This window comes from Paenibacillus qinlingensis (genome assembly GCF_013204845.1).
Classification (GTDB): domain Bacteria; phylum Bacillota; class Bacilli; order Paenibacillales; family NBRC-103111; genus Paenibacillus_E; species Paenibacillus_E qinlingensis.
Genome location: NZ_JABMKY010000016.1, coordinates 14,199 through 38,113, shown reverse-complemented (window position 1 = coordinate 38,113; position 23,915 = coordinate 14,199). Strand labels below are relative to the sequence as shown.

16 protein-coding genes are annotated in these 23,915 nt (G+C 45.2%); 8 read left to right on the top strand and 8 right to left on the bottom strand.

All coding sequences use genetic code 11. The features are described from left to right. Positions 1–243: 243 nt before the first annotated feature. From HQN88_RS24495 to HQN88_RS24470, 6 genes are all read left to right on the top strand, one after another. A complete protein-coding gene (locus HQN88_RS24495; RefSeq protein ID WP_173117436.1) occupies positions 244–1,908 on the top strand; it encodes a type 2 periplasmic-binding domain-containing protein in 1,665 nt (554 codons plus the stop codon). 72 nt (positions 1,909–1,980) lie between these two features. Then, positions 1,981–2,913: an ABC transporter permease gene (locus tag HQN88_RS24490; RefSeq protein WP_246320432.1), complete on the top strand. Its 933-nt coding sequence runs from the start codon at positions 1,981–1,983 to the stop codon at positions 2,911–2,913. 16 nt (positions 2,914–2,929) lie between these two features. Further along, positions 2,930–3,805 (top strand): carbohydrate ABC transporter permease, encoded by an 876-nt coding sequence (locus HQN88_RS24485; protein ID WP_173117426.1) that lies wholly within the window; start codon positions 2,930–2,932, stop codon positions 3,803–3,805. Positions 3,806–3,964: 159 nt separating this feature from the next. Continuing rightward, complete coding sequence (locus tag HQN88_RS24480) at positions 3,965–4,741, top strand: class I SAM-dependent methyltransferase (RefSeq protein WP_216855814.1); 777 nt, start codon at positions 3,965–3,967, stop codon at positions 4,739–4,741. 126 nt (positions 4,742–4,867) lie between these two features. Beyond that, the gene (locus HQN88_RS24475; RefSeq protein ID WP_173117424.1) at positions 4,868–11,587 is read left to right on the top strand and encodes a DUF11 domain-containing protein; all 6,720 of its coding nucleotides are present in this window, start codon (positions 4,868–4,870) and stop codon (positions 11,585–11,587) included. Then, positions 11,584–13,269: a DUF11 domain-containing protein gene (locus HQN88_RS24470; protein ID WP_173117422.1), complete on the top strand. Its 1,686-nt coding sequence runs from the start codon at positions 11,584–11,586 to the stop codon at positions 13,267–13,269. Before HQN88_RS24475 ends, HQN88_RS24470 begins: the two co-directional genes overlap by 4 nt. 55 nt (positions 13,270–13,324) lie before the next feature. On the opposite strand, the gene HQN88_RS24465 is transcribed toward HQN88_RS24470, so the two are convergent. The 6 genes from HQN88_RS24465 to HQN88_RS24440 form a co-directional block, all read right to left on the bottom strand. Beyond that, on the bottom strand, positions 13,325–15,088 hold the full coding sequence (locus tag HQN88_RS24465) for a glycoside hydrolase family 2 protein (protein WP_173117420.1): 1,764 nt from the start codon (positions 15,086–15,088) through the stop codon (positions 13,325–13,327). A gap of 437 nt (positions 15,089–15,525) precedes the next feature. Continuing rightward, on the bottom strand, positions 15,526–15,804 hold the full coding sequence (locus tag HQN88_RS24460; RefSeq protein WP_173117418.1) for a hypothetical protein: 279 nt from the start codon (positions 15,802–15,804) through the stop codon (positions 15,526–15,528). Positions 15,805–15,969: 165 nt separating this feature from the next. Beyond that, complete coding sequence (locus tag HQN88_RS24455) at positions 15,970–16,797, bottom strand: hypothetical protein (protein ID WP_173117415.1); 828 nt, start codon at positions 16,795–16,797, stop codon at positions 15,970–15,972. A gap of 11 nt (positions 16,798–16,808) precedes the next feature. After that, the gene (locus HQN88_RS24450) at positions 16,809–17,828 is read right to left on the bottom strand and encodes a hypothetical protein (protein ID WP_173117413.1); all 1,020 of its coding nucleotides are present in this window, start codon (positions 17,826–17,828) and stop codon (positions 16,809–16,811) included. A 13-nt stretch (positions 17,829–17,841) separates the two neighbouring features. Next, on the bottom strand, positions 17,842–18,597 hold the full coding sequence (locus HQN88_RS37840) for a DUF975 family protein (RefSeq protein WP_216855813.1): 756 nt from the start codon (positions 18,595–18,597) through the stop codon (positions 17,842–17,844). A gap of 141 nt (positions 18,598–18,738) precedes the next feature. After that, positions 18,739–19,641 carry an ArsR/SmtB family transcription factor gene (locus HQN88_RS24440; RefSeq protein WP_173117409.1) on the bottom strand — a complete coding sequence of 301 codons (903 nt, stop codon included), beginning with the start codon at positions 19,639–19,641 and terminating at the stop codon, positions 18,739–18,741. A 147-nt stretch (positions 19,642–19,788) separates the two neighbouring features. Here HQN88_RS24440 and arfA point away from each other — a divergent pair, with 147 nt between their 5' ends. Together arfA and HQN88_RS24430 are read left to right on the top strand one after the other, a co-directional pair. Next, positions 19,789–21,300, top strand: a complete 1,512-nt coding sequence (gene arfA, locus HQN88_RS24435) for an arabinosylfuranosidase ArfA (RefSeq protein WP_173117407.1) — start codon at positions 19,789–19,791, stop codon at positions 21,298–21,300. 146 nt (positions 21,301–21,446) lie between these two features. Next, positions 21,447–23,081: a glycoside hydrolase family 26 protein gene (locus tag HQN88_RS24430; RefSeq protein ID WP_246320431.1), complete on the top strand. Its 1,635-nt coding sequence runs from the start codon at positions 21,447–21,449 to the stop codon at positions 23,079–23,081. Here HQN88_RS24430 and HQN88_RS24425 read toward each other — a convergent pair. Continuing rightward, positions 23,078–23,548 (bottom strand): hypothetical protein, encoded by a 471-nt coding sequence (locus tag HQN88_RS24425; protein ID WP_173117405.1) that lies wholly within the window; start codon positions 23,546–23,548, stop codon positions 23,078–23,080. The two genes, HQN88_RS24430 and HQN88_RS24425, sit on opposite strands and share 4 nt — an antisense overlap. 13 nt (positions 23,549–23,561) lie before the next feature. Then, on the bottom strand, positions 23,562–23,864 hold the full coding sequence (locus HQN88_RS24420) for a hypothetical protein (protein ID WP_173117403.1): 303 nt from the start codon (positions 23,862–23,864) through the stop codon (positions 23,562–23,564). Positions 23,865–23,915 lie beyond the last annotated feature (51 nt).

The window sequence follows — 23,915 nt, the reverse complement described above, 5'->3', positions numbered from 1 at the left end:
GATTCTTTCACTATTTATCAAGATGAAATTGGAGAAATTCAAGATTTCATTCATGTAAGCGCTACCATATAGTTAAGGTATAGCACAGGCAACAACATTCTAAGACTCCCGAAGCCTGTTTCTCTGGTCAATTTCTCAGTACAGCTTAGCTAAAATCAGCTCATCTGCGAGCCAATTTGGCGAAACACCAGTCATGCTTTTGTTGCCAGTACATGTGGCGAAAAACTTTGAGGAGGTCAACACATGAAAAGAAACAGTAAAAAAATGTTCACCATGTTGGTAACCACATCTTTAATGGGAAGCTTAGTTGTTGCTTGTTCATCCAATTCTTCTACGACAGGTACGCCTAGTCCAGCAGCATCCGCAGATGCGACTAAAGCATCAACAGCACCAGCCGCAGGAGCAGCCGTTACTTATCCGCTCAAAACAGACAAAACCTTAACCTACTGGGGAGAAGTTACTGGGAACTTAACAGGTGTCAAAGGTACACACGCCGATACGCCATTTTTTCAAAATTGGCAAAAAGTCACCGGCGTTACTATGAAGTTCACGGCACCGCCGACCAACCAAGCAGATCAAGCCATCAACGTCATGTTAGCAACTGGTGATTTGCCGGATATGATTGAATATGATTTCCAAGGTAAATTCCCAGGCGGACCTGAAAAAGCAATCAAAGACGGATACATTCTCAAATTGAATGATACCATTGATAAATTTGCACCGAACCTGAAGAAATATCTCAAAGAACATCCCGAAATTGATAAGCAAGTCAAAACAGACAACGGCAGTTACTATGTATTCCCTTTCATCCGTGGTGACGATTTGCTACGCGTTTTCCAAGGACCCATCATTCGTAAGGACTGGTTAGATGAGTTAGGTCTTCCTGTTCCTCAAACGATTGACGAGTGGTACACCACTCTCAAAGCCTTCAAAGAGAAGAAAGGTGCCACAGCTTCTTTCTCCGTCGTTAGTGTACCTAGACCTTTCAACGAACTGGCCAACGGCGCATTCGCAAGTGCTTTCGGTGTCACACGTGATTTCTACATGGATGATAAAGGTGCGATCAAGTTCGGCCCTGCTGAGAAAGGCTACAAAGACTTCCTAGCGACTTTCCACAAATGGTATGCGGAAGGGTTGATCGATAAGAACTTCGCAACGGCAGACAGCAAATCCCTGGATGCGAACATCGCGTCAGGAGCTACTGGTGTAACTGTAGGTAATGCAGGTGGCGGGATTGGTAAATGGCAGCCGCTTATCACAGCTAAAGATCCTAAAGGCGTTCTGATTGCAGCCCCTTACCCCGTTCTCAAAAAAGGTGACATCGCGATGTACAGTCAAAAAGACCCTGCGAATGCACCAGGCGGATCTGTAGCGATTACAGCTACTTCCAAGAACATTGAAACTACCGCTAAGCTGCTTGATTATGGTTATTCCACCGAAGGCGCTCTATTCTTCAACTTCGGAACTCCTGGCGTTTCCTATAATATGGAAGGGAACTATCCGAAATACACAGATTTACTTATGAAAAATCCGGATAAATTGGCTCCAGCACAAGCCATGTCCATGTATATCCGCGGTAACTACAATGGTCCTTTCATTCAGGATAAACGCTATATCGAACAATATTTGGCTTTGCAAACACAACGAGATGCTTTAACCACATGGTCCAAAACCGATGTAGATAAACACAAATTGCCGCCAATTACAGCAACACCGGAAGAAAGTACAGAGCTTGCTAAAATCATGACAGATCTGAACACCATTGTGGATGAAATGACGCTGAAAATCATCTTGGGAACTGAGCCAGTTGAAAGCTTTGACAAGTATATGGAGAAATTCAATTCCGTAAAATTGAACCGTGCCATCGAAATCAAGAAAGCATCCTTAGATCGTTATAACAAACGTTAGAATCTAACATGGGGATGAGGAGCACAAGCTCCTCTCCCATATATTTTCCATGTCCTCGACGAAAGGAGAGATATGATGCGTAAAACAGCGGAGGCTAACTTTTCTGTACGCTTCAAGCGCGATTTTCTGTTGAATAAATATTTATACCTGATGATGGTTCCCGTACTGGCTTACTACTTTATCTTCCACTATGCGCCGATGTATGGAGCCATCATTGCTTTCAAGGAATATACCCCCATCAAAGGGATACTCGGCAGCCCATGGATCGGATTCCAAAACTTCCATGACTTCTTCACCAGTTATTATTTCTGGCGCATTCTCAAAAATACGGTTCTGATTTCACTCTATACGTTATGTTTTGAATTTCCTGCCCCGATTATTTTAGCTGTTCTCATTAATGAGCTGGCGAATAAAAGATTCCAACGTTTTGTGCAAACGGTTACTTATATGCCATACTTTATCTCGCTAGTCGTCATTGCCGGAATGATTAAAGATTTTACGAATAACGGCGGTGTAGTGAATACGTTACTGACTTATTTTGGCGCGAATGATACAGCGATGCTACAGAAGCCAGAGCTGTTTCGAACCATATACGTGTTATCTGAAATTTGGCAAAAAATTGGCTGGGAATCCATCATTTATTTAGCAGCACTCATGGGCATTGATCAAGAGCAATACGAAGCCGCGAAAATGGATGGAGCCTCACGACTCAAATCCATTTGGCACATCACATTACCTGGTATTCTACCAACCATATCGATTATGTTCATTCTTCGAATGGGGAATTTACTCAACGTCGGCTTTGAGAAAATCATCTTACTCTACAACCCAAGTACCTACGATACGGCTGATGTTATCTCTTCCTTCGTTTATCGCAAAGGTTTGCTCGAATTTGGATGGAGCTATAGTGCTGCGGTTGGTCTCTTCAATTCCGTGATCAATTTAGCTCTGCTCATTACTGCCAACAAAATTAGTAAACGAGTTAGTGAAAATAGCTTATGGTAGTGAAGGAGGGTCTTAGATGAAAACGAACTATTCAGACCGCGTGTTTTACGCTGTGAACCATGTTCTATTAATTTTGTTAGTGATTGTAACACTCTATCCGCTCATCTATGTCACTTTCGCTTCCATTAGCGACGGCGCACAACTTATCACCCATAAAGGCTTGCTCTATCGCCCACTGGGATTCAGTTTGGAAGCTTATCAAAATGTGTTTAAAAATCCATCGATCTTACAAGGCTACCGCAACACCCTATTTATTCTCGTCTTCGGTGTTACGACCAACCTTATTGTCACGGCATTAGGGGCCTATGTACTCTCACGTAAAAATGTCATGTGGAACAAAGTCTTTATTTTCATCGTCATTCTCACGATGTTTTTCAGCGGTGGACTTGTTCCGATGTACCTTGTCGTGAAGGGCGTCGGACTCATCGACTCCTTGTGGGCAACCATTTTACCATTCGCCGTCAATACGTTTAACTTAATTATTATGCGTACAGCCTTTATGGCCGTGCCAGAGAGTTTGGAAGAGTCAGCCAAAATGGACGGCGCTAACCATTTCGTTATCCTATTTAAAATCATTATCCCGCTTTCCATGCCCGTTATCGCAGTTATGATCTTGTATTATGCGGTTGAGAAATGGAATGGATGGTTCTGGGCTTCGATCTTCCTGAAAGATCGCGAACTGTACCCCCTTCAGCTCACCCTTCGGGAAATACTAATAGCCAATAACACGGATATGATGTCTTCGGGCGCCAATGCTGCCGATCAACACCAGATTGGAGAAACAATCAAGTATGCCACCATCATGGTTGCCTCTGTACCGATTCTGATCCTCTACCCGTTCGTTCAAAAATATTTCGTGAAAGGCGTCATGATTGGCGCTGTCAAAGGGTAAGTACCACAAACGTCATCCGCTCCGCTCTGGAGGGACGGCGTTTTTTCGTTGTATAGCTCTTGAATATTTTCCTTCCTTAGGCAAGCGCATTGTCTGATAAGGACCTTGTACATAGATTATAGGACAGTTCATTTTTCTACTTGGTAAGGAGGAACGTTCATGCATATCGATCTTGGTTGCGGTCACCACAAGCATTTGAACTTCTACGGAATCGATCGCGTCCAGCTGCCAGGCGTTGATTTGGTATGTGATATCGACAAGGGCATTCCATTGCCCGATAATTCCGTGGAATTTGTCATGGCTAGTCGCAGTCTTCCTTATGTGACTGATTTGTTTGCTGTCATGTCTGAGCTATATCGGATTTGTACGCACAAAGCGATTGTATGCATTCTTTCGCCTTACGCTCATCATTTTCGTCATGCGTCGAATCCGTACTTGAAGCAAAAATTTGATGAATATACGCCTCGTTATTTAACAAACACCTTTCTTCAACCTGCAGGTAGTCCGATTTGCCCACCTGTACAGGAGTACCTTGAACATGTCGTCCCCTTTGATTTCCGTCTAATCCGCATGGAGCTGCTCTATGAACCTCCATATTCAACTACGCTGTATGAACAGGACGAATTAGATATGCTGCAATATGTCCAACCCAATCTGATTAGTGAAATCATGTATCACTTTGTGGTTGTGAAGCAGGAATTACAGGTTGACGATTGGCACCGAATTTGCAATAAAACGTATTACGAACCCCAATGGATTCCCTCTCTTCGACGTCAACTAGCACCAGAATCGGAAGAACTCCCTGAAGAAATCAATATCGACGTCATCCCCATGTCTCGAAAGCTTTCTCCTACGAGCCCTTCTATGAATGCGTCTATGAAATCCTCCAAAAAAGCATCGCAACCTGGTAAGAAGAAATCAAGCCCGCACAAGTAAGATTTTCATCTCCAAATGATCATTTTTTCATTTTCGACTCATATCTTAAGACCATCGGCCTATTTTACTTTCCATCACCACACCGTTTCCTCGCCACGAAGGAAGAAGCGGTACAAATACTAGGGGGTGACGATCATAGCTCTCGTCGTCAGGGCCACACTCAACGCAACTGGCGCGATTACGTTCACCGGAAATACACTTGGCCTAAGCCGCTCGAATACAGAAGGTGTACCGGGAACACAAGACAGCATTGGTGCTTTTACCACGACCAATACAGCGCTCAAATATGGGACTTATCCATCAGGAACAACCAGTCTCTATACGCTCAACAATTCCTCCGCCATCTTAAACCTTCCTGCTGGAAGTACCATTTTGTATGCTGAATTGATCTGGGGCGGTTCCTATGTGAATGGCACGGTTAACTTAACAGCTTTTATTAACAATGCCGTCACCTTTACCACCCCTGCAGGGACCAGCTCCATTACGCCAGACAACGCAACCAAGAATGAATTCGACTTAGGCGGCGGAGCACTGGGATATGTCAGATCCGCTAATGTCACGACGCTCATTCAACAAGGGATGGCTGGAACTTATACAACAGGAAATGTCGTTGGGACCATCGTTATTCCTGGTGATTCCACCGCCAATCATGCTGGTTGGACACTCGCTGTCATTTACCAGAACACCAGTTTGCCATTCCGGAATATGTCGCTGCGGGTTGGTGCTGTCCTTGTCCAATCGACATCTCCGCCAGTTAATACCACGATTACCGGATTTGCTACACCAGTAACAGGTGCTCTAGGAGGCAGAGCCTTATTTAGCGCCCAGGAAGGAGATGCCAATCGAACCGGGGACCAAGCGCTATTCGGTCCTACTACTGGTTCATTAGTTGCGCTATCTGGACCCAACAACTTTGCCGCTAACTTCTTTGCTTCACAAATCAATAATGACTTAGGAAACCTGAATACCACAGGTACTTTCGGAAGTTCCAATCAAATCAATGGAGCACCAGGTACCAATATCAGCGCTGGACGACAAGGTTGGGATATTACCAACATTGATGTATCTGCACGCCTTATTAACAATCAATCCTCAGCCGTGCTGCAATTAACGACCTCAGGGGACGCTTATGTCGTGAACGGCAATGGGATTCAGGTCGACATTAATGCACCTAAAATTACTGTCACCAAAAGCGCCAATGTTACTGGAACCGTATTAGGGGATACCATCACCTATAGCGTTACGACGAACAACACGGGAACCGCAAGCGCGGCTAGTATTGTTTTGTCCGATGCATTGCCTGTAGGATCAACTTTCGTGCCTGGAAGCGTGACGGTGGCTGGGGTTGCCAAACCTACTTATGATATTACGGCTGGTGCCCCGCTTGGCTCGCTTGCTTTCGGTACCTCAATCACCGTGACATACAAAGCTACAATCACAAGTGTTCCGACGCCGCAACAGATTGCGAATATGGCGAATGCCGCGTTTACGTTCCAGAGTGTAGCTGGCGGTTCCGTAATCAGCGGCGTTATACCGTCGAATACCGTAACTACACCTGTTTATGCGCCAAGAATTGGTATCGTAAAATCCGCCAACACAGCCAATGGCTCCGTGGGAAGTACTGTCACCTACACACTGCAAGTCGCCAATACGGGAAATATCGGAGCAAATGTCACCATTACCGATAACATTCCTCAAGGTACTTCCTATGTTGCGAATAGCTTCAAGGTCAATGGTGTCACTGTCCCTGGTGCGAATCCCGTGACAGGCGTCAACATCGGGACTGTAGCCGCCGGTGGGACATCAACTGTTACTTTCGATATTCTTATTCTCGTACTCCCTTCACCTTCACAAATCATCAATAAAGCGAATAGTACATATACCTTCCAACCGCCTGATGGCCGCACGATTTCTGGCGCTGCAGAATCCAATACACTGACAATCCCTGTTCGATTACCGAGCGTAGGCGCTGTCAAAAGTACGCCAGTTATTGACGCTGTCATTGGAGACACCTTTACATACAACACTGTAATTACAAATTCAGGTGTAGAAAGCGTAACAAATGTCGTTCTAACAGATACGTTACCAACAGGAGTCGTATTTGTTCCAAACAGTGTACTCGTCGGTGGAATTGGGAAGCCAAGCGCTGTCCCAGACGGAGGAATTGGGGTAGGATCGATTGCTGCTGGGAATTCGGTGACCGTCTCCTTCCAGGTGAATGTCGTCTCATTACCACCTTCAGGTCAATTGCTTAATATGGCTGGCGTCTCTTACTCGTCAGGTACCTTTAACGGAACTTCGTTATCCAATACGATTACAACACCTGTCTTTCAACCCCAAGTCTCCATAGCGAAAAGTGTGAACAGCACGAACGCTACCGTAGGCGATACATTGACCTACACGCTAACGGTTAACAATCAAGGTAATATCGCTGTGCAACCAACGATTTTTGATGCCATATCCGCATCAACTTCGTTTGTAGCAGGCAGTGTTACGATAAATGGTAGTTCAAGCCCAGGTTCGAATCCTGCTACGGGCATCGTCGCAGGTTCACTTGCTCCATCCGGAACAACGGTCATTACGTTCCAAGTTGTCTTGCAAAGCTTGCCATCGCCGCCACGACTCACGAATTTGGCTACTACCAATTACACGTATCAACCACCAGATGGGCGTATATTGTCAGGAAGTGCCACGTCCAACACGATCGACATCCCTGCTTCTGCACCGAATATTATGGTAAGTAAGTCCGTGAACCTAACCTATGCTGCTATTGGGGATACTCTCATCTATTCATTGGATATTCTTAACAATAGTGTTGTTCAAGTTACGAATATCGTTATCAATGATGCGCTTCCGAGTGGCGTTACCTTTCTCCCCGGAAGTGTGACCGTAGATGGTGTTCCCAAACCTACAGCAGACCCCACATCTGGTTACACACTAGGTTCGCTAAATCCTGGCGTCAATTCTCATGTCGTTTTTCGCGGAACTGTCACATCCGTCCCTAACCCGCCTCAGGCTGACAACCATGCGAGTATCTCTTTCACTTCTGGCGCTTTCACCGGCGCAACCTTTTCGAACACCGTTACTACCTATATCGAGCAGCCGATCATTTCCCTTACCAAGAGCGCTAGTCAATCGTTAGCGGTTATTGGCGATATCATTGCGTACACGATTGAAGTACGTAATACCGGAAGTACAGCAGCAGATATTACGATTTTTGATAATATTCCTGCTGGCAGTTCCTTTCTCGTGAACAGTGTTAGCATCAATAATGCACCATTTCCTGGCGTTGACCCTGTAAGTGGAATCCCTATCGGTACCCTTTCGGCAGGTGGTACTAAGAATGTCTCCTTCTTGGTGACTGTAGAATCGCTCCCTAACCCGCAGCAATTAGTTGACCAAGGCACAGCAAGCTATACCTTTATGCTCACAGATGGCCGTTCTCTGTCTGGAACAGGAAGTTCCAATACGGTATCAATCCCCGTATCTGCTCCCAACGTCGTCGTAATGGAAACTGTCAATGTGAGCACCGCCATTCAAGGTGACACGGTTATCTACACCGTCGTGGTCACTAACCAAGGTGTTGCGAACGTCAACAATGTTATTTTGACTAGCATTGCCGATGTAAGCATTTCATTCATTCCCGGAAGCGTCGTCGTAAATGGTGTATCATCGCCTAACACGAATCCGTCCACCGGCATTCCAATCGGTACCCTGGCGCCCAATACGCCGGTTACCGTGACATTTGAGGTGAAAATCACAATGCCAACGCCACAAATTAATAACCAATCTAATGTCAGCTTCACATCTGGCACATTCTCTGGCTCATCCTCTTCCAATAATGTCATCACACCTGTTACTCAAGCCAATATGACGCTGGTTAAATCGGCTAATACAACCAATGCTACAGTTGGTGATACGGTTGTATACACGATTGCGGTTACCAATACAGGGAACTTGCCAGGGGATGTCATTGTAACAGATACCATTCCAACGGGGACCTCCTACGTTCTGAATAGTGCTATCGTAGACGGGACACCACAGCCAGGTGCTGATCCGGTTGCAGGAATTAATGCCGGCTCGATTGCAGCAGGCGCCACCAAAACCGTTTCCTTCTCGGTTCTCATTAACACGTTACCTAGTCCTCAGGTGATAAGTAATACAGGAACAGCAACCTACACGTTTTTTCCGCCAGATGGTCGGACGATCACGCGAACGGCTACTTCCAACACGGTTTCATTCCCTGTATCCTCACCGAATGTGGCAGTAGTCAAAAGCACAACATCCACAGCACTTACAGTTGGTGACACGATCACCTACAAATCAATCATTACTAATAATGGTATTACCGCCATCAATAATGCTTCCTTTTCCGACCAAATACCAACAGGAGGCACTTTTGTGCCTGGCAGTGTTGTCATCATCGGCGCACCGACGCCTGTCGTGCCTCCCAATCCGGCATCCGGCGTCACCCTGGGGACGATTGCAGTTGGTGCATCGGTAACGGTTTTCTTCGACGTCGTTGTTACTTCGTTGCCAAGTCCTGCTCAATTCAACAACTTTTCAGCTGTCAGCTTTACTTCAGGCGCGATATCAAGTACAACCACTTCCAATACGATTACAACACCTATTTACCAACCTATTATCAACGTACTCAAAAGCGCCAACAGCATTAACGCTACCGTCGGTGATACCATTGTCTACACGTTAAATGTTTCAAATTCAGGTAATTATGCAACTGACGTGTTTCTTTCAGATACGATTCCATCCAATACGACTTTCCTCGCGAACAGTGTATTTGTAGGCACTCAACCTTGGCCAGGCGCAGACCCTGCAACAGGCTTTTCAATTGGTTCGATTAGTCCCGGAACAACTGTGCCCGTCACTTTCTCCGTCATTATTGATTCACTGCCAAATCCGCAAATATTGACCAATACCGGAACAGCAGCCTATTCCTTCACACTGCCTGATGGTCGGACATTTAATCGCAGCACGAATTCCAATACCGTTACCATTTCTGTTTCCTCTCCTGATGTCAGGATTGACAAAAGTACGACAGCAACAGACGCAGTGGTTAACGATATCATTCCTTACTCTTTCGTCATTACTAACAATGGGCTTGCACCTATTAATAATGTCGTGTTCTCAGATCCACTGCCTTCTGGAGAAGCTTTCGTTCCTGGCAGTGTTGTTATTACAGGTGCGCCAACGCCTCCCGTACCTCCGAATCCAGTATCAGGAATTGGGCTTGGTACGATAGCCGTCGGGGCGACTGTTACCATTACCTTTAATGTTCAGGTAACTTCCTTACCTAATCCAGCACAATTGAACAACTATGGTTCGGTGAGCTTCACATCCGGTGCCTTCTCAGCGGTCACATTCTCTAACACAATTACAACACCTGTTTATCAACCAATACTCGCTGCTGCGAAGAGTTCTAATACGACCAACGCAACGATTGGCGATATGGTAATTTACACAATCACCGTCTCGAACACCGGGAATTACCCGGCATCCATCTCCTTGGTTGACACGATTCCGAACGGTACGATGTTCCAAACGAACAGTGTCGTCCTAAACGGTATTACACAACCTGGCGCAGATCCTGCAACCGGCATTCCATTTACTTCACAACCTGGTGCTACTGACACCGTGACCTTTGGTGTAGTGATCGTTTCCTTACCAAATCCGCAAGTATTAACGAATACGGCTACGGCTAACTACACCTTTGTTCCGCCTGATGGTCGCATCCTTAACGGGGCTATCAATTCCAATACCGTCAACATTCCTGTTTCCGCTCCAAACGTCACGATTGATAAATCAACTACAGCAACCGATGCAGTTGTTGGCGATGCCATTACTTATTCCTCTATCATTGCGAATAAAGGTATATCTACCGTCAATAACGTTCAATTCTTTGATCAGCTTCCTGCCTTCACCGCGTTCATTCCAGGCAGTGTCACGATTAATGGCGTAGTAGCACCAAATGCCAACCCAACCAATGGGATCTCGCTGGGCTCCATTCTTCCTAGCAATATGATAACAGTCAACTTCAACGTCACTGTAACGGCTTTACCTCCAACTCAGCAACTGAGCAATCAATCGTCTGCCAGCTTTACAACGGGCGCTTTCGCAGCATCTGCGTTCTCCAACACCGTTATTGTTCCGGTCTATCAACCGATTATCTCGGTTGTCAAAAGCGCGAATACGACGAATGCGACTGTTGGCGATACCATCATTTACTCCTTAACACTTCATAATTCTGGGAATCTTCCTGCAGTTGCAACTGTGTATGATTCGATCCCATCAGGTACAGCCTTTGTTCCTAACAGTGTTATTATCAATGGCGTTACCCAACCAGGTGTCGACCCATCAACAGGAATTAATGCGGGTACCATTGCTCCAGGCGCTTCTGTCGATGTTAAAATTACACTTGAGGTTACGGTTGATGCATTGCCATCTCCTCAGCTTCTATCCAACCAAGCGACAGCGAACTATACGTACTCACCGCCAGATGGACGTCCATTAAACGGCTCAGTTTCATCCAATATTCTCATCATCCCAGTATCTGCGCCTAATGTAACTGTAACGAAAAGTACGGATGCCATTGATGCGATTGTCGGCGATACGATCTCGTACAAAATTATCGTCAAGAATAGCGGTATTGAAGCTGTTAATAATGTCATCTTAACCGATCCTATTCCCACTGGAACCGTCTTTATTACAGGCAGCGTAACTGTAGATGGTGTATCCAAACCAACGCTGAATCCGAGCACAGGTGTTCCAATCGGTACAATTCCTGCGGGAGTTTCTGTCACGGTTACATTCGAGGTGACGGTCGTATGACGGCCGACTCCCATTCTTCCAATCATCTTATTAACCAATCCGTCGTAAGATTCAGCTCAGGCAGCTCCACCAGCCATTCCTACTCGAATATCGTAGATACACCTGTCGTAGGTCCAATCATTACTGTGCTCAAAAAGGCAAACACCCATCTGGCCGTTCTCGGCCAGATCATCACCTATACCTTGACGATCGCCAATAAGGGTAACTTGGATGCACAAGTTACCCTTTTTGACAACATGCCTGAAGGAACTGCCTTTATTCCCAATAGTGTCATTGTTGATACTATTCCGTTGCCACTTGCTAGGCCAGATCAAGGCATACCACTAGGTATTATACAAGTATGTCAAACTATTGAAGTCATCTTTCAAGTTATTGTTCTAGAAGAACCTGCTTCCCGACAACTGAAGAATCAAGCAACAACCGTGTATGACTTCCATACACCTGGCGGTAGAGATGTTTCAGGCAGTTCAAAGTCCAATACGGTTATTATTCCATTTAAAGAAACGAAAATCAGATTCACCAAACAAACAAGCACAACTTCTACGTATGTGGGCGACACGATCACCTTTTATTTCATTATTAAAAACGAGGAAAATTGTCCGATTCTCCACCCTTTTTTCAAAGATGAATTGCCTGGTGGGGCTGCCTTTGTACCTGGAAGTGTTAAGATTAACGAGGTTAGTTACCCCTCAGCGAACCCTAACGACGGCATCAAACTTAGCGAAATCCCAGGAAACACGGAAGTTTGTCTTCAGTTTCAAGTTACCATTACCCGTGTTCCTCCCTCGAGTTGTCTCGTAAACTCAGCTGTCCTCACCTATTCAACAGGTGATTACAAAGGGAAAATGATCTCCAATAATGTAACGATCCACGTCTATGATCCTGACTTGATCGTGGTTGAAAACGCACTTGAATCACAGGCTACCTTGGGAGACACTTTGTCCTACGGCATTACAATTACGAATCATGGTAATATTGCTACGGAAGTGTGGCTGTCTGAATTCATTCCAGCAGGCAGTTCTTATGTGCTGGGAAGTCTAACCATAGATGGTGTTCCTTATAGCCAGGGTATACTCCCAAGTGAGATACCATTAGGCACCTTGCAGCCCCATAAAGCTCTCCTTGTAAAATTCCAAGTGACGGTAAATTCATTTGCCATCTCGCTGGATCAGAAGCAATTGAATAGCCAAGCACATGTTCTCTTTACTTATCGACTATCGGATGGTCGCGTCGTTTCTAATCAGCTGCTATCTAATCTAGTTAGCACACAATTACTATGGCCAATCTTGGATATCCTGCTATCGGCATCACCTAAGCTTGCTGAACCGGGTACGATCATTCATTACCACATCCAGGTAGCCAACACTGGAAACTTGGCTGCGAACCACATGAATCTGCTTGATTGGATTTCTCCGTTGAATACACTTGTCCCAGGCACGCTGCAAATTAACGGAGTTGTCGTGCAGCAAGTAAATATGAAACAACCGCTGTCTCTTGGCAATCTGCTGCCGCGTACATCCGTTGAAATCACTTATGAAGCAGCCATTATTCATCATTCCAATGTGAGAAGACTCACCCTGCAAATCCCAGCTACGTATGATTATCAGGTTAATGCGCCGATTCATCAAGGCACTGTGCTTTCCAATGTTGTTATTATTCGGATTGATCATTCAGAGGAATAGCTATGTAACATACAAATAAAGCCGAGGCTGCAATAGCCTCGGCTTTATTTGTATGTTAGTTACGATCATTAATCGCTTTGATGATTTCCACGGGAATTTTCGGCTTCCGATCATACGTCAGCAACCCGTTGATCTCTTGCTCAACATCCGTCAATTGCGTATAGCAGTAGCCTTGCACTACGCCTGAGTTCAGGAGTGGACGAATAACGGCACGCAGCTTTTGCTCATAGTCTTCGTCGTTATCTGCACCGGAATAGCCCCAACCTTCCCATTCACTCTTCTTGTAGGCAATTCCACCAAATTCGGTGACGAGGATCGGCTGATCTTGATAAGGGAAACCTTCGACAAATAAACGTCGATTCGCCGGCATTGCATGGACGGCCTTCTCCTTGGAGCTATAACGCTCACTCAGGACTTCTTCCCGCCACTCGTAGTCATGAATAGCGAATAAATCGGTCGTCACAAGCTCCCATCCATCATTCGAGATAACTGGGCGCATTGGATCCAGCGATTTGCTCAAATGATACATCGTCAAAGCATGCTGCTGCTGCAATTTATCGATTTGGATGTTCGGGACTCCCCAGCTTTCATTGAGCGGTACCCAAGCGATAATCGACGGATGATTATAATCCCGCTCCATCGAGGCGATCCATTCTTTGGTAAATTGCCCTACATACTTATCCGTGTATTCGTAGGCATTCGCGGCTTCACTCCACACTACGAGCCCCAGCACATCGCACCAGTACAGGAATCTTGGATCCTCCAGTTTTTGATGCTTCCTGGCCCCATTGAAGCCCATCGCCTTCGTAAGCTCAACATCTTGTTTAATTGCTTCGTCGCTCGGAGGCGTCAAATTCCCATCAGGGAAGTAGCCTTGATCCAGTACCATTTTCAGAAAATAAGGACGATTATTCAGACACAACTTGCCATCCTCGATCGAAACCTTGCGCATACCGAAGTAACTTCCTACAACATCCTCAACCTCATTATCAACTAGCAGCGTGAACGTAACATCGTATAAGTTCGGTTTCTCTGGTGTCCACCATCCGCCAAGCCCATGATCATTAAAATCATTCAAACGAATCTTCCGTGCACCTGTCCCGCTCTTAATCCCATACACATCTTCGGAAACTAGCTCACCTTTAAAAGAAATATCAACCTTCAGTTGGTACTTGGACGTCGATTGTGCGTCAATTCCTTCGATTTCGTATTTGATTTCGATTTGCTTTGCATCAATATCCGGCGTCATTTTCACCTTATCTAAGTAGGCGTTAGCTGAAACAGCCTCTAACCAAACCGTTTGCCATATCCCCGTTGTTCTTGTATAAAAAATACTCGCAGAATCCGCTTTCCAATACTGCTTTCCTCTAGGAAGTGTTACGTCTTTGCTAAAATCCACAGCCTTCACAACAAGCAAATTCGTCCCCGCTTGAAGCGCTTCCGTAATATCCGCATGGAATGGCGTATGACCACCCTCGTGCGTCGCTACAAGAATGCCGTTCACCCAAACCGATGCAAGGTAATCCACAGCACCAAAGTGAAGTAGAATTCGTTTACCGGCAAACGGCTGCGGAATCTCAAGTTCGCGGCGATACCACACGATATCGTGGAATTCATTACTGCCAATGCCGCTCAATTGACTTTGAAAAGCAAACGGTACTTGAATCGTCTGGGAGAACGCTCTTTCACCATTATGCCATTTTTGTTTCGTCCCTACGGATTCATCATCAAACTCGAATTGCCACTCGCCGTTTAAATTGATCCAGCTATCTCGTACAAATTGCGGTCTAGGATATTCAGCTCTCGGTTGGTTGCTCATTGTAAAGGAAAACCTCCAATTAGATAATTTATAAGTTAATTAAATAACGTAATAATTCCTTTTTTCATTATGCATCCGTACGAAATCAATGTCAATACGCGTTATTCAATTAACTTTGAAGTTACACTAATGATTCTATTCGTGCTTCTAATTTTAAACTCCTGACTTAACACTACTCACTGCTCACTTATTACTTTCCTCCCCCTGGATAAACTACATCTATTTTCCTCACTTTCCTGATCTCGAGTAGAAAACAGTAAAATTAACTCCATAAAATCCATTTATCCCTTTAAAACAATGATTTCGGCGGAATTTAGATGGATATTTTCCAGTTATTTCGCACAATAGACAGCTATAAGACAGCTTAGTAACCTACTCCCCCGCACAAAAAGACCCCCACACAGATATTCTCCATGTGAGGGTCTTTAGAACATATTTTAGTCGATGTAGCCGGCCATCCCATTTTTCATCAAGTACTCCATCTCGGCTTCCAGAATCGTATCCACCGCAAGCTCGCTTAGCTTGACGTCTGGACGGCCTAGAATATGATCGATTAAATCATCGCTGTCGATATCCACAGCACCTTTCGAGCCTTGTTCCGCTTTGGCTATGTAGGCTTTCTCATGCTTCAAAACTAACTCAATCTGCTTCGGCTCTGCCTTCGTCTTGCCCATAATGAATTGTAAAAGCTCCTGCTCATTCACACTTGCAGTCATTCTTCTCACTCCTATTCGATGTATGTCTCTTATTGTACCACAGATGGACAAAAAGAGACCCACAGCAACGGGCCGCGGGTCTAAAGGTTTATATTTTAAAAGGGGGTCGTCTTTTATTATAACCGACTAACATGTATGGCAGATGACTACTATATTTCTTTTATATTACAAATTTACTTGTATCACGTAAGGAACGATGAACACTTCGTTATTTTGCTGAAACTGGCCCCAAATTTTGTAGATCCCTTTAGTAGGAAATACAATTTTGAACGCTGCAGTTGGCCCCGAAGTCGCTGTAGGATCAGTCGGATGCACATGGACATAATCGTTCCCATCCTCGCTAATGGCAACTACATGTCCAACACTTCCAAGATATGGCTGCAGATTCGTTACAGGTGTTTTGGCAGCTCCTTGCTTGAAAGTGAACACCATGTCCAGCTCCATACCTGCCATGAGATGATCGAAGGCTAGGGTGACTTCCTTGTCACCGACCTGTTTCGTTAAGTTTTTATCCGGGAGCAACTTAACAGCTTTCGGTGCCTTCCCGTTAATGGTCAACCAATGGGACTGCACACTTTCCCCTAAGCCCGTTGGCGTAAAATCCGCAATGAGCTGATAGTAGCCTCCTGCCGGGAACGATGTTTGGACATCGAATCGCCCAGCTCCTGCGTAGGTTGGATGCAAGTGTTCAAAGTAGGACAAATCCTTGCTAACCACAATAAGGTGCATAAGTTTCTCGTGCATAACATCGAACTTCTCGATGGGGCGATTCCATTTATTTTGAACTAGAATCGTGATATCGGATAACTCTTTTGGTAAATAATTCGGTGAATCCACCGAAAAATGAGCAATCGCATCGCTCGTATGTTGATGTGTAACGGATGACGATGACATCGTCATACCCGACATGCTGGACATATCGGACATATCAATCGTCGTGGTGGCTGACGAACCACAAGCGGATAGGAGTACAACTAAGCACGTAAAGGGCAATAGCTTTACTCTCATTCGCTTTTGTCGGATGAAACCGGCGCTGCAAGAATACTTAAACCAAGTGAAGTCAATGCACACAGGAAGATTGATCCACCCCACAGTTCTGGAGACCAGTTCAACGTTTCAAATAGTTTCAAATGTGCGAAATATAGTCCCCAGACCAAGACAGGCAAAGCAAAAAATACAGCCTTATATCGCCAGTCTGTTACGTCGCGCTCTTTGATCTCTCGAAATAGCACATCACCGATCACACCGCTGATTAGCAGGATGGTAATTGAGCTATAGTCTCTAAATCCGTCCAGCACCGCTAGGAATATCGACTCGAATAGAAAGAAGAAAGTAACGGTACCGAACGGAAGCTTCCATCTCCGCAGGACAAACATCAATGGAATCACAAGAATCATCGTCGTAATGAGGAAATCCACCACGGCTCTTCCAATCGCATCCTCACCTCGGGCCATCCATAGATTCTGCCGGAATGACCATGCGTACATGAGGAAGAAAGCAAACACTGTAAAAGTTAACCCTATCGAAGTTAACGCCGGTAACAATTGGCGAAACGTCGGCGCAGCCTCCTTTTCAACAGCGCTGATTGCACGATAGGGACTTGTCAGAATCATTAAAGCACCCGACAGCAGCAAAAGATGTGTAGGGCTAAGCAGGGCTTCGATATTTTTTTCAATACCAAACACCGTATGCCAGTACATATCACCAAGCCCACCTACAAAGAAGAGAAAGACGCCAGCAACACCAAGTTTATAGCCTACTGGAATGGCTGCGAACCATGAGGAGGATTGAGCGCTGATTTTATTCGAGCGAATCATTAGAAAAATCCACACAGCACAGGCCAAATAGCCCGAGTAAAGAATCGCGTGCCACGGTGTAAAAAAGGTTTCTACTGCTCCATGGTTATGGGCGAAGCCATCAATAAACAGGCCAATAATAAGCCACATGCCCATGATCATCGTGATCGAATGCTTGGACGTCGTCGTGGTTGCTTGCGCCTTACTCATCGCTACTTGGACAGACACAACAATCAGCTCCTTATGAAATGGGTAAATTTAATTCTTCAGGGTTACTCAGTCCATCATATAATGCTTGCTGACGCAATACTACATATAACTCAGCTTTCGTAGAATTATAATACGGCAATACGAACAACACACCTACGCCAAGTGCTAAGACACCGAGAATGAACCACCCAATAAACGAAAGATCTAGAACAAACATCTGCCACTTGTGTCCTCGCGTCATCTGATTGCTGAGTTGAACGGCTCTTTTGCGACCAATCGTTGGATTGTCACCGAGGATATACGGAACCATACTGTAGGCATAACTCTTCACAATACCAGGGATGATGAGCAATAAATACCATAGGAAATTAAGCAAAGCACTCCAAAACATAGCGGCAACCGTTCCTAAATACTTCCCTTTGCCAAATGTGTAAAGAAGATAGTTCATATTAACATCACCTTGAGAGGCTTGTTTGAAATATTGCTGTGTGTTTACTTTGAAGGGGGCAATCACAAAGATGTTGAAGGCAGCGACGGCCAATCCTACTACGATCGCAACAATAATAATGATGATCAGAATAAGTGCACCGACACCATCCGAAATACCCCCAAAATCTGCATTCATACCTGTCAGGTTAATGGAGGCACCACGATCCGAATTCCAATTGCAACTCGGAACTCCGCCTCCAACAACGGCAAGCAGCAAGCTCACTAGAAATGCCTTCCAATACGATGTACGCAAAACTTGTTTCGCTCTAGCTTTCAACTCTTTACGCGACCAATCCACGCAATCCCTCCTCAGGTAAGTCCATATACACCATCTTATTTTATCTCCGAATGTCATAGAACAGTACCTATTTTTACCAAATTCTATACGATCTTTCTAATAAAAAAACACGTACCCCAAATCGGGCGCGTGTCCATGAGTTCACTCATAAAAACATCTCATCCAGATATCTTGCTCGTAATTGCCAAATCCCTTACCAAACAGCGTTAACCCCCCACGCCCACGTTTCGTATCCTCTGCGCTAATTCGCAATACCCAGTACTTCGGATCCACTTCCAGCTCGTTGATACAGACATCGGAAAGCCGTTGACCATCCATATATGTGCCTTGATCCGTAATGCGAAGAACCTTCAACAGCCCATACTGATTCACGTCCGAGTGCCACCATTCCGGGGTCAACTTCCCCCTCGTCTCACCATAATCGCCCGGGCTTGTCCAGGTACCTAGTCGCGTCCCATTCAATGTGAAACAAATATCCGAGGGCCAATTTTCATTTACTTGAGGCGCTTCCGATCCAATTTCCAGCGAAATTTCTATTTCCCTTAATTGATCATCCTTTAACAAGTAGTTAGGCACTTTATACTCGACAAACCCCTTCGCAAACCAAAGAATACCTGCATCTACTCTTTCCGGGTCCATAAAATAGGTGGGATTATCATAATGGCCAATGATCTTCTCCGTAGTCGCCAGTCCACAAGTCGGCCACGCTTCATAATCCGTGTAATGGCCTATAGGGACGGACACTTCCTTAGATTTGTGCAAAGAGGTTCTTTCTGGTGACAGCTTAATTTGCAAATAGGACGTATTCACGAAGCAATATTTGTAGGTTCCACCATTAACTCGCCTCATCTTACTTCCAACAAGTCCGGCTTGTTCGAGTTTGTTTACATGGCTGCTGACAATCGCATTACTAAGATAGAGCTCGGCAGCGAGTTCCTTAATATGCATTTCCTTGATGAATAGTTTATCTATAATTTTCAGGCGAACCTCACTCGCCAATGCTTCATACACCTGAAGCGACGCAGCATCCGTCTTTAGATACATTCGTTCACACCCTTTAGAATACGCAATTTTGCTAATCCTATGAAATTGTTATTGAAGATTAACTCTATTATCGTACATAATATAGATGAAATCAACAAGACAAGGATTCACTAATATACTAATTCAAAATATAAGGAGCGATAACACATGTCTTTACGTTCACAAATGCTCATCGACAAGAATTTTATTCTAGCTCAAATTGACCCTCGTCTATATGGATCCTTTATCGAACACCTAGGGCGGGCTGTTTACGGCGGTATTTATGAGCCTGGTCACCCTACCTCAGATGAGAATGGTTTCCGACAAGACGCGATTGAAGCCATCCGTGCTCTGCAAGTTCCAATTATTCGCTATCCAGGAGGCAATTTCGTTTCCGGTTATAATTGGGAGGATGGCGTTGGACCTAAGAAAGATCGTAAGCGATTGCTAGAGCTGGCTTGGTGGACAACGGAGACGAATGAAGTTGGGACGAATGAATTCGCTGATTGGGCGAAATTAGTTGGTTCTGAAGTTATGATGGCGGTTAATCTCGGCACACGCGGCATCGACGACGCCAGAAATCTGATCGAGTACTGTAATCATCCTTCTGGCTCGTATTATAGTGATCTACGTATTTCTCATGGCTATAAGGAACCCCACCGTTTCAAAACCTGGTGCCTTGGCAACGAAATGGACGGGCCTTGGCAGATCGGCACGAAGACAGCCGTTGAGTATGGTCGCCTCGCAAACGAAACCGCAAAAGTAATGCGTTGGGTCGATCCTTCTATTGAGTTAGTGGCTTGTGGCAGCTCATCAAGCGGTATGAGTACTTTTGCAGATTGGGAAGCTACCGTTCTGGATTTGAGCTATGACAATGTTGACTATCTGTCACTACATGCCTATTACAATAATAATAACAACGATACAGCAAACTTTCTTGCCTCATCTCTTAATCTAGATACGTTCATCAGCAGTGTCGCATCCATTTGTGATTATGTGAAAGCCAAGAAGCGCAGTAAGAAAAAACTTATGCTCTCCTTAGATGAGTGGAATGTCTGGCATACCATTGGATCAAGTCGCGCAGAAGAGCGTTGGCAGATTGCTCCACCAGAATTTGAAGATGTGTATACGCATGAGGATGCATTAGCGGTTGGCTGTTTCCTTATTACGTTACTTAAGCATGCTGATCGTGTCAAAATGGCTTGCATGGCGCAATTGATTAATGTTATCGCACCGATTACGACAGAGACAGGTGGTCCGCTGTGGCTGCAAACGACTTACTATCCATTCCTTCATGCTTCCATTTATGGTCGAGGAACTGTCCTGCATACCGTCAATTCTTCACCCAAATATGATTCCAAAGATTATACAGATGTCCCTTATTTGGAATCGATTTGCGTATACGACGAGGAGCAGGGTCATATTACGGTCTTTGCTGTCAATCGCCATCTCTCCGAAGCTATGGAACTGGATCTCGACATTCGCAGCTTCGGCGAAGTTAGCTTGATCGAACACATCGTGCTTGAACACGAAGACCTGAAAGCGGTGAACACCAAGGCTAACCCACATCATGTTAAGCCTCACCATGGCGGTCTATCCGTTCTTGACAATGGACATGTCAAAAGCAACCTTGCCAAAGCATCTTGGAATGTTATTCGTCTTCAAACTAAAAAAGGTTAAGCTAATCCTAGACACCATAAACGAGGGTTTCCCATTTGCCATGTATGTGGCGGGGAACCCTTATTTTCATCTTGTATGCGCCATTGACCGACTCTCAGGTTTGGGCATACAATTAAGAGGAATCCCCTTGGAGAGGAACCTGTATCATGCGAAATAAAGTTACCTGGGGGCTTACAGCCCTTCTCGGTTTGGCGAGCTGTATCGCGCTTCCCTTGCTTGTAATGAAGACCGATGGCGATAAGCACGAGCCTAATACACTTGATGCCGTTGCCATGCTGGATCATTCGCCTGCCACTCCCCCTCCTTCACGATCTAAACAGCCAGATATCTTAACTTATTGGACCAACCAAGAGAAGAAATCCGAGCAAGCAGGACAGGCTGAGACTGCAGCAGTCTATCGCAATCGGATTGATGTATATACAGCTGGACTTCCTTCGGCGCCTCTGTTTACGCCTGATTCGCCTAACATCCAGACACCTTCGACAGATATGGAGCTCTATCTCCGTGTTCCGATGCCAGTTCAATCTGTTCAACCAGCTCAACCCCTTAAACCAACGGAATCTGCCATCCCTGTAACTTCTTCGCTTGCTAAACACGAGCCTGCATCAGGGGTTTATATTGGCATGCTCGGGGCAGATCGCAGAGTCGGCTACGATGTTACGAAGATTGAAGACGTCTACGGACGCAAGCACGCGCTGTATTTGTCTTATGTGGGGTGGCGCAAGGTGCAGACCGATACCAACACTTATTTCCCCGCGCGTACCGCAGAAAGAGTGAAGGAACTTGACGGCGCACTTCAGATTGGGTGGGAGCCGCGGTTTGGCTTAAACGACGTGCAGGATGATGAATATGTTCGCCGTTTCGCACGTGAAGCCAAAGCTTCTGGTATCCCTATCTTCCTACGCTATGCATCAGAGATGAACGGAGCTTGGGTGCCATGGCATGGCGAGCCCCAGCTATATATCGAGAAATTCCGTCTTATTCACGATATTATGGCCGAAGAAGCACCTAATGTCGCCATGGTGTGGTCACCGAACTTCTGGCCGCCGGATACGATCGATAGCTACTATCCAGGTGACGCCTACGTGGATTGGGTTGGATTCTCGTTATATAGCACCCCTTTCTCAGCAGAAAAAGAGCAGCTAAAGGGCACCGTGATCGATACCTTCGCTCCTCTTTATAAACGATATAGCCATAAACCTATTATGATTTCTGAGGGTGCTGTTGCTCATACGTATTTGCCAACTAACCAAGCTTACTGGACCTGGGCAGAAAGCCAGTTGGGTTATATGTATGGTCATCTCCCGCGATTATTTCCTCAAGTAAAAGCCATTACCTACTTTAATTTCAGCCGGGCTCAGGCGATTCGAACGAGCGGAAGTTATGTCTATGACATCGGCGAAAATCCATTTATGGATGGATATTATCAAAGGCTAATCGCATCCGATTGGTTTCTAAGTAAGGTAGAGCCAGGGGTAAATCCTATTCAATACCGTTATAAACCAGTCTTAGACCGTTCTCTTCCTACGGGTCAACAGACCGTTCTTGTCTATCCGAAGCTTGTGAATGAACAGGGTAAACCACCCTTTGCAATCGCCATTTACCAAGGCAATCAACTCCTTGGCGTCAGTTATGAAGCCCCTTGGGAAATCGACATTGGCGTTCAGGCTGAATCGGCCTCAGAACCTTGGTATGCGGTAGCTTACAATGACAAAATGGAAGTGACTGCTGTCAATTCGGGTGTTGAGGTTATCGCTCATATCAATACGGTTACGCCTTAGCTGCCGAAGTGATAGGATGGAATAATACGAATATCCTTATCCAAATTAGCCAGCATCATGAAATTACGATTAAAAGTAAAAATGCGTTTCACCTGGTAGTACGACATGGTCACTGCCGTAAGGGCTTCGCTGAGTGAGAAGCGGAGTTCTGGCCTGTCCATTAACAATCTGCGCGATTCCCCCTCAAATTCAGGGCCGCTTGAGATGACCGCCAATTTGCCTTTACTTACTGCTTTCTCAATCGCCTTCAGAAAATATTCCGCCTGCTCATAGCTGTATTCATTACGAAGCCACTCGTGGAGATCGAATACGATGGAGTTCGTCGTCATGTAGTTACGTTCAAGATCATGTAAATCTAGAAACATCGAACGAGCCTTGGTATATCGAGGGTCTTCAGGGTTCATTAAAGCGGCTAGAGCTGTTTCATCCAGAAAAATGGCATCCTGAATATTCAAGTGATTATCCATAGATCAGACCTCCTTAATCCTCTTGTTTGCAAATACCATCCAAATACAGCAGTGGATTTGCTTCCTTTTGATCCACAGAGATCGGGGTTAATTCGTAAGAGGCGCTTGCCAGATATTGAGCAATGAGTCCATTGACGATAGCATCTACAGTTGTATGCTGCAGAATGGCGATATCTTTTAGCTGATCAACATATCGTGGGTCGAGCTCTATCATGCCTTCTTCTTGTTCCACATTTCTTGAAGAAATGAACTCGGATGCGGTAGACTTCGCTTTTTCGAATTGATTATGAATGAAGCGTTTGTAATTGTTCGCCATCGTGATTCACTCCTTATGCAATAACTTGTATATAAATTCGTCGAATTTCGT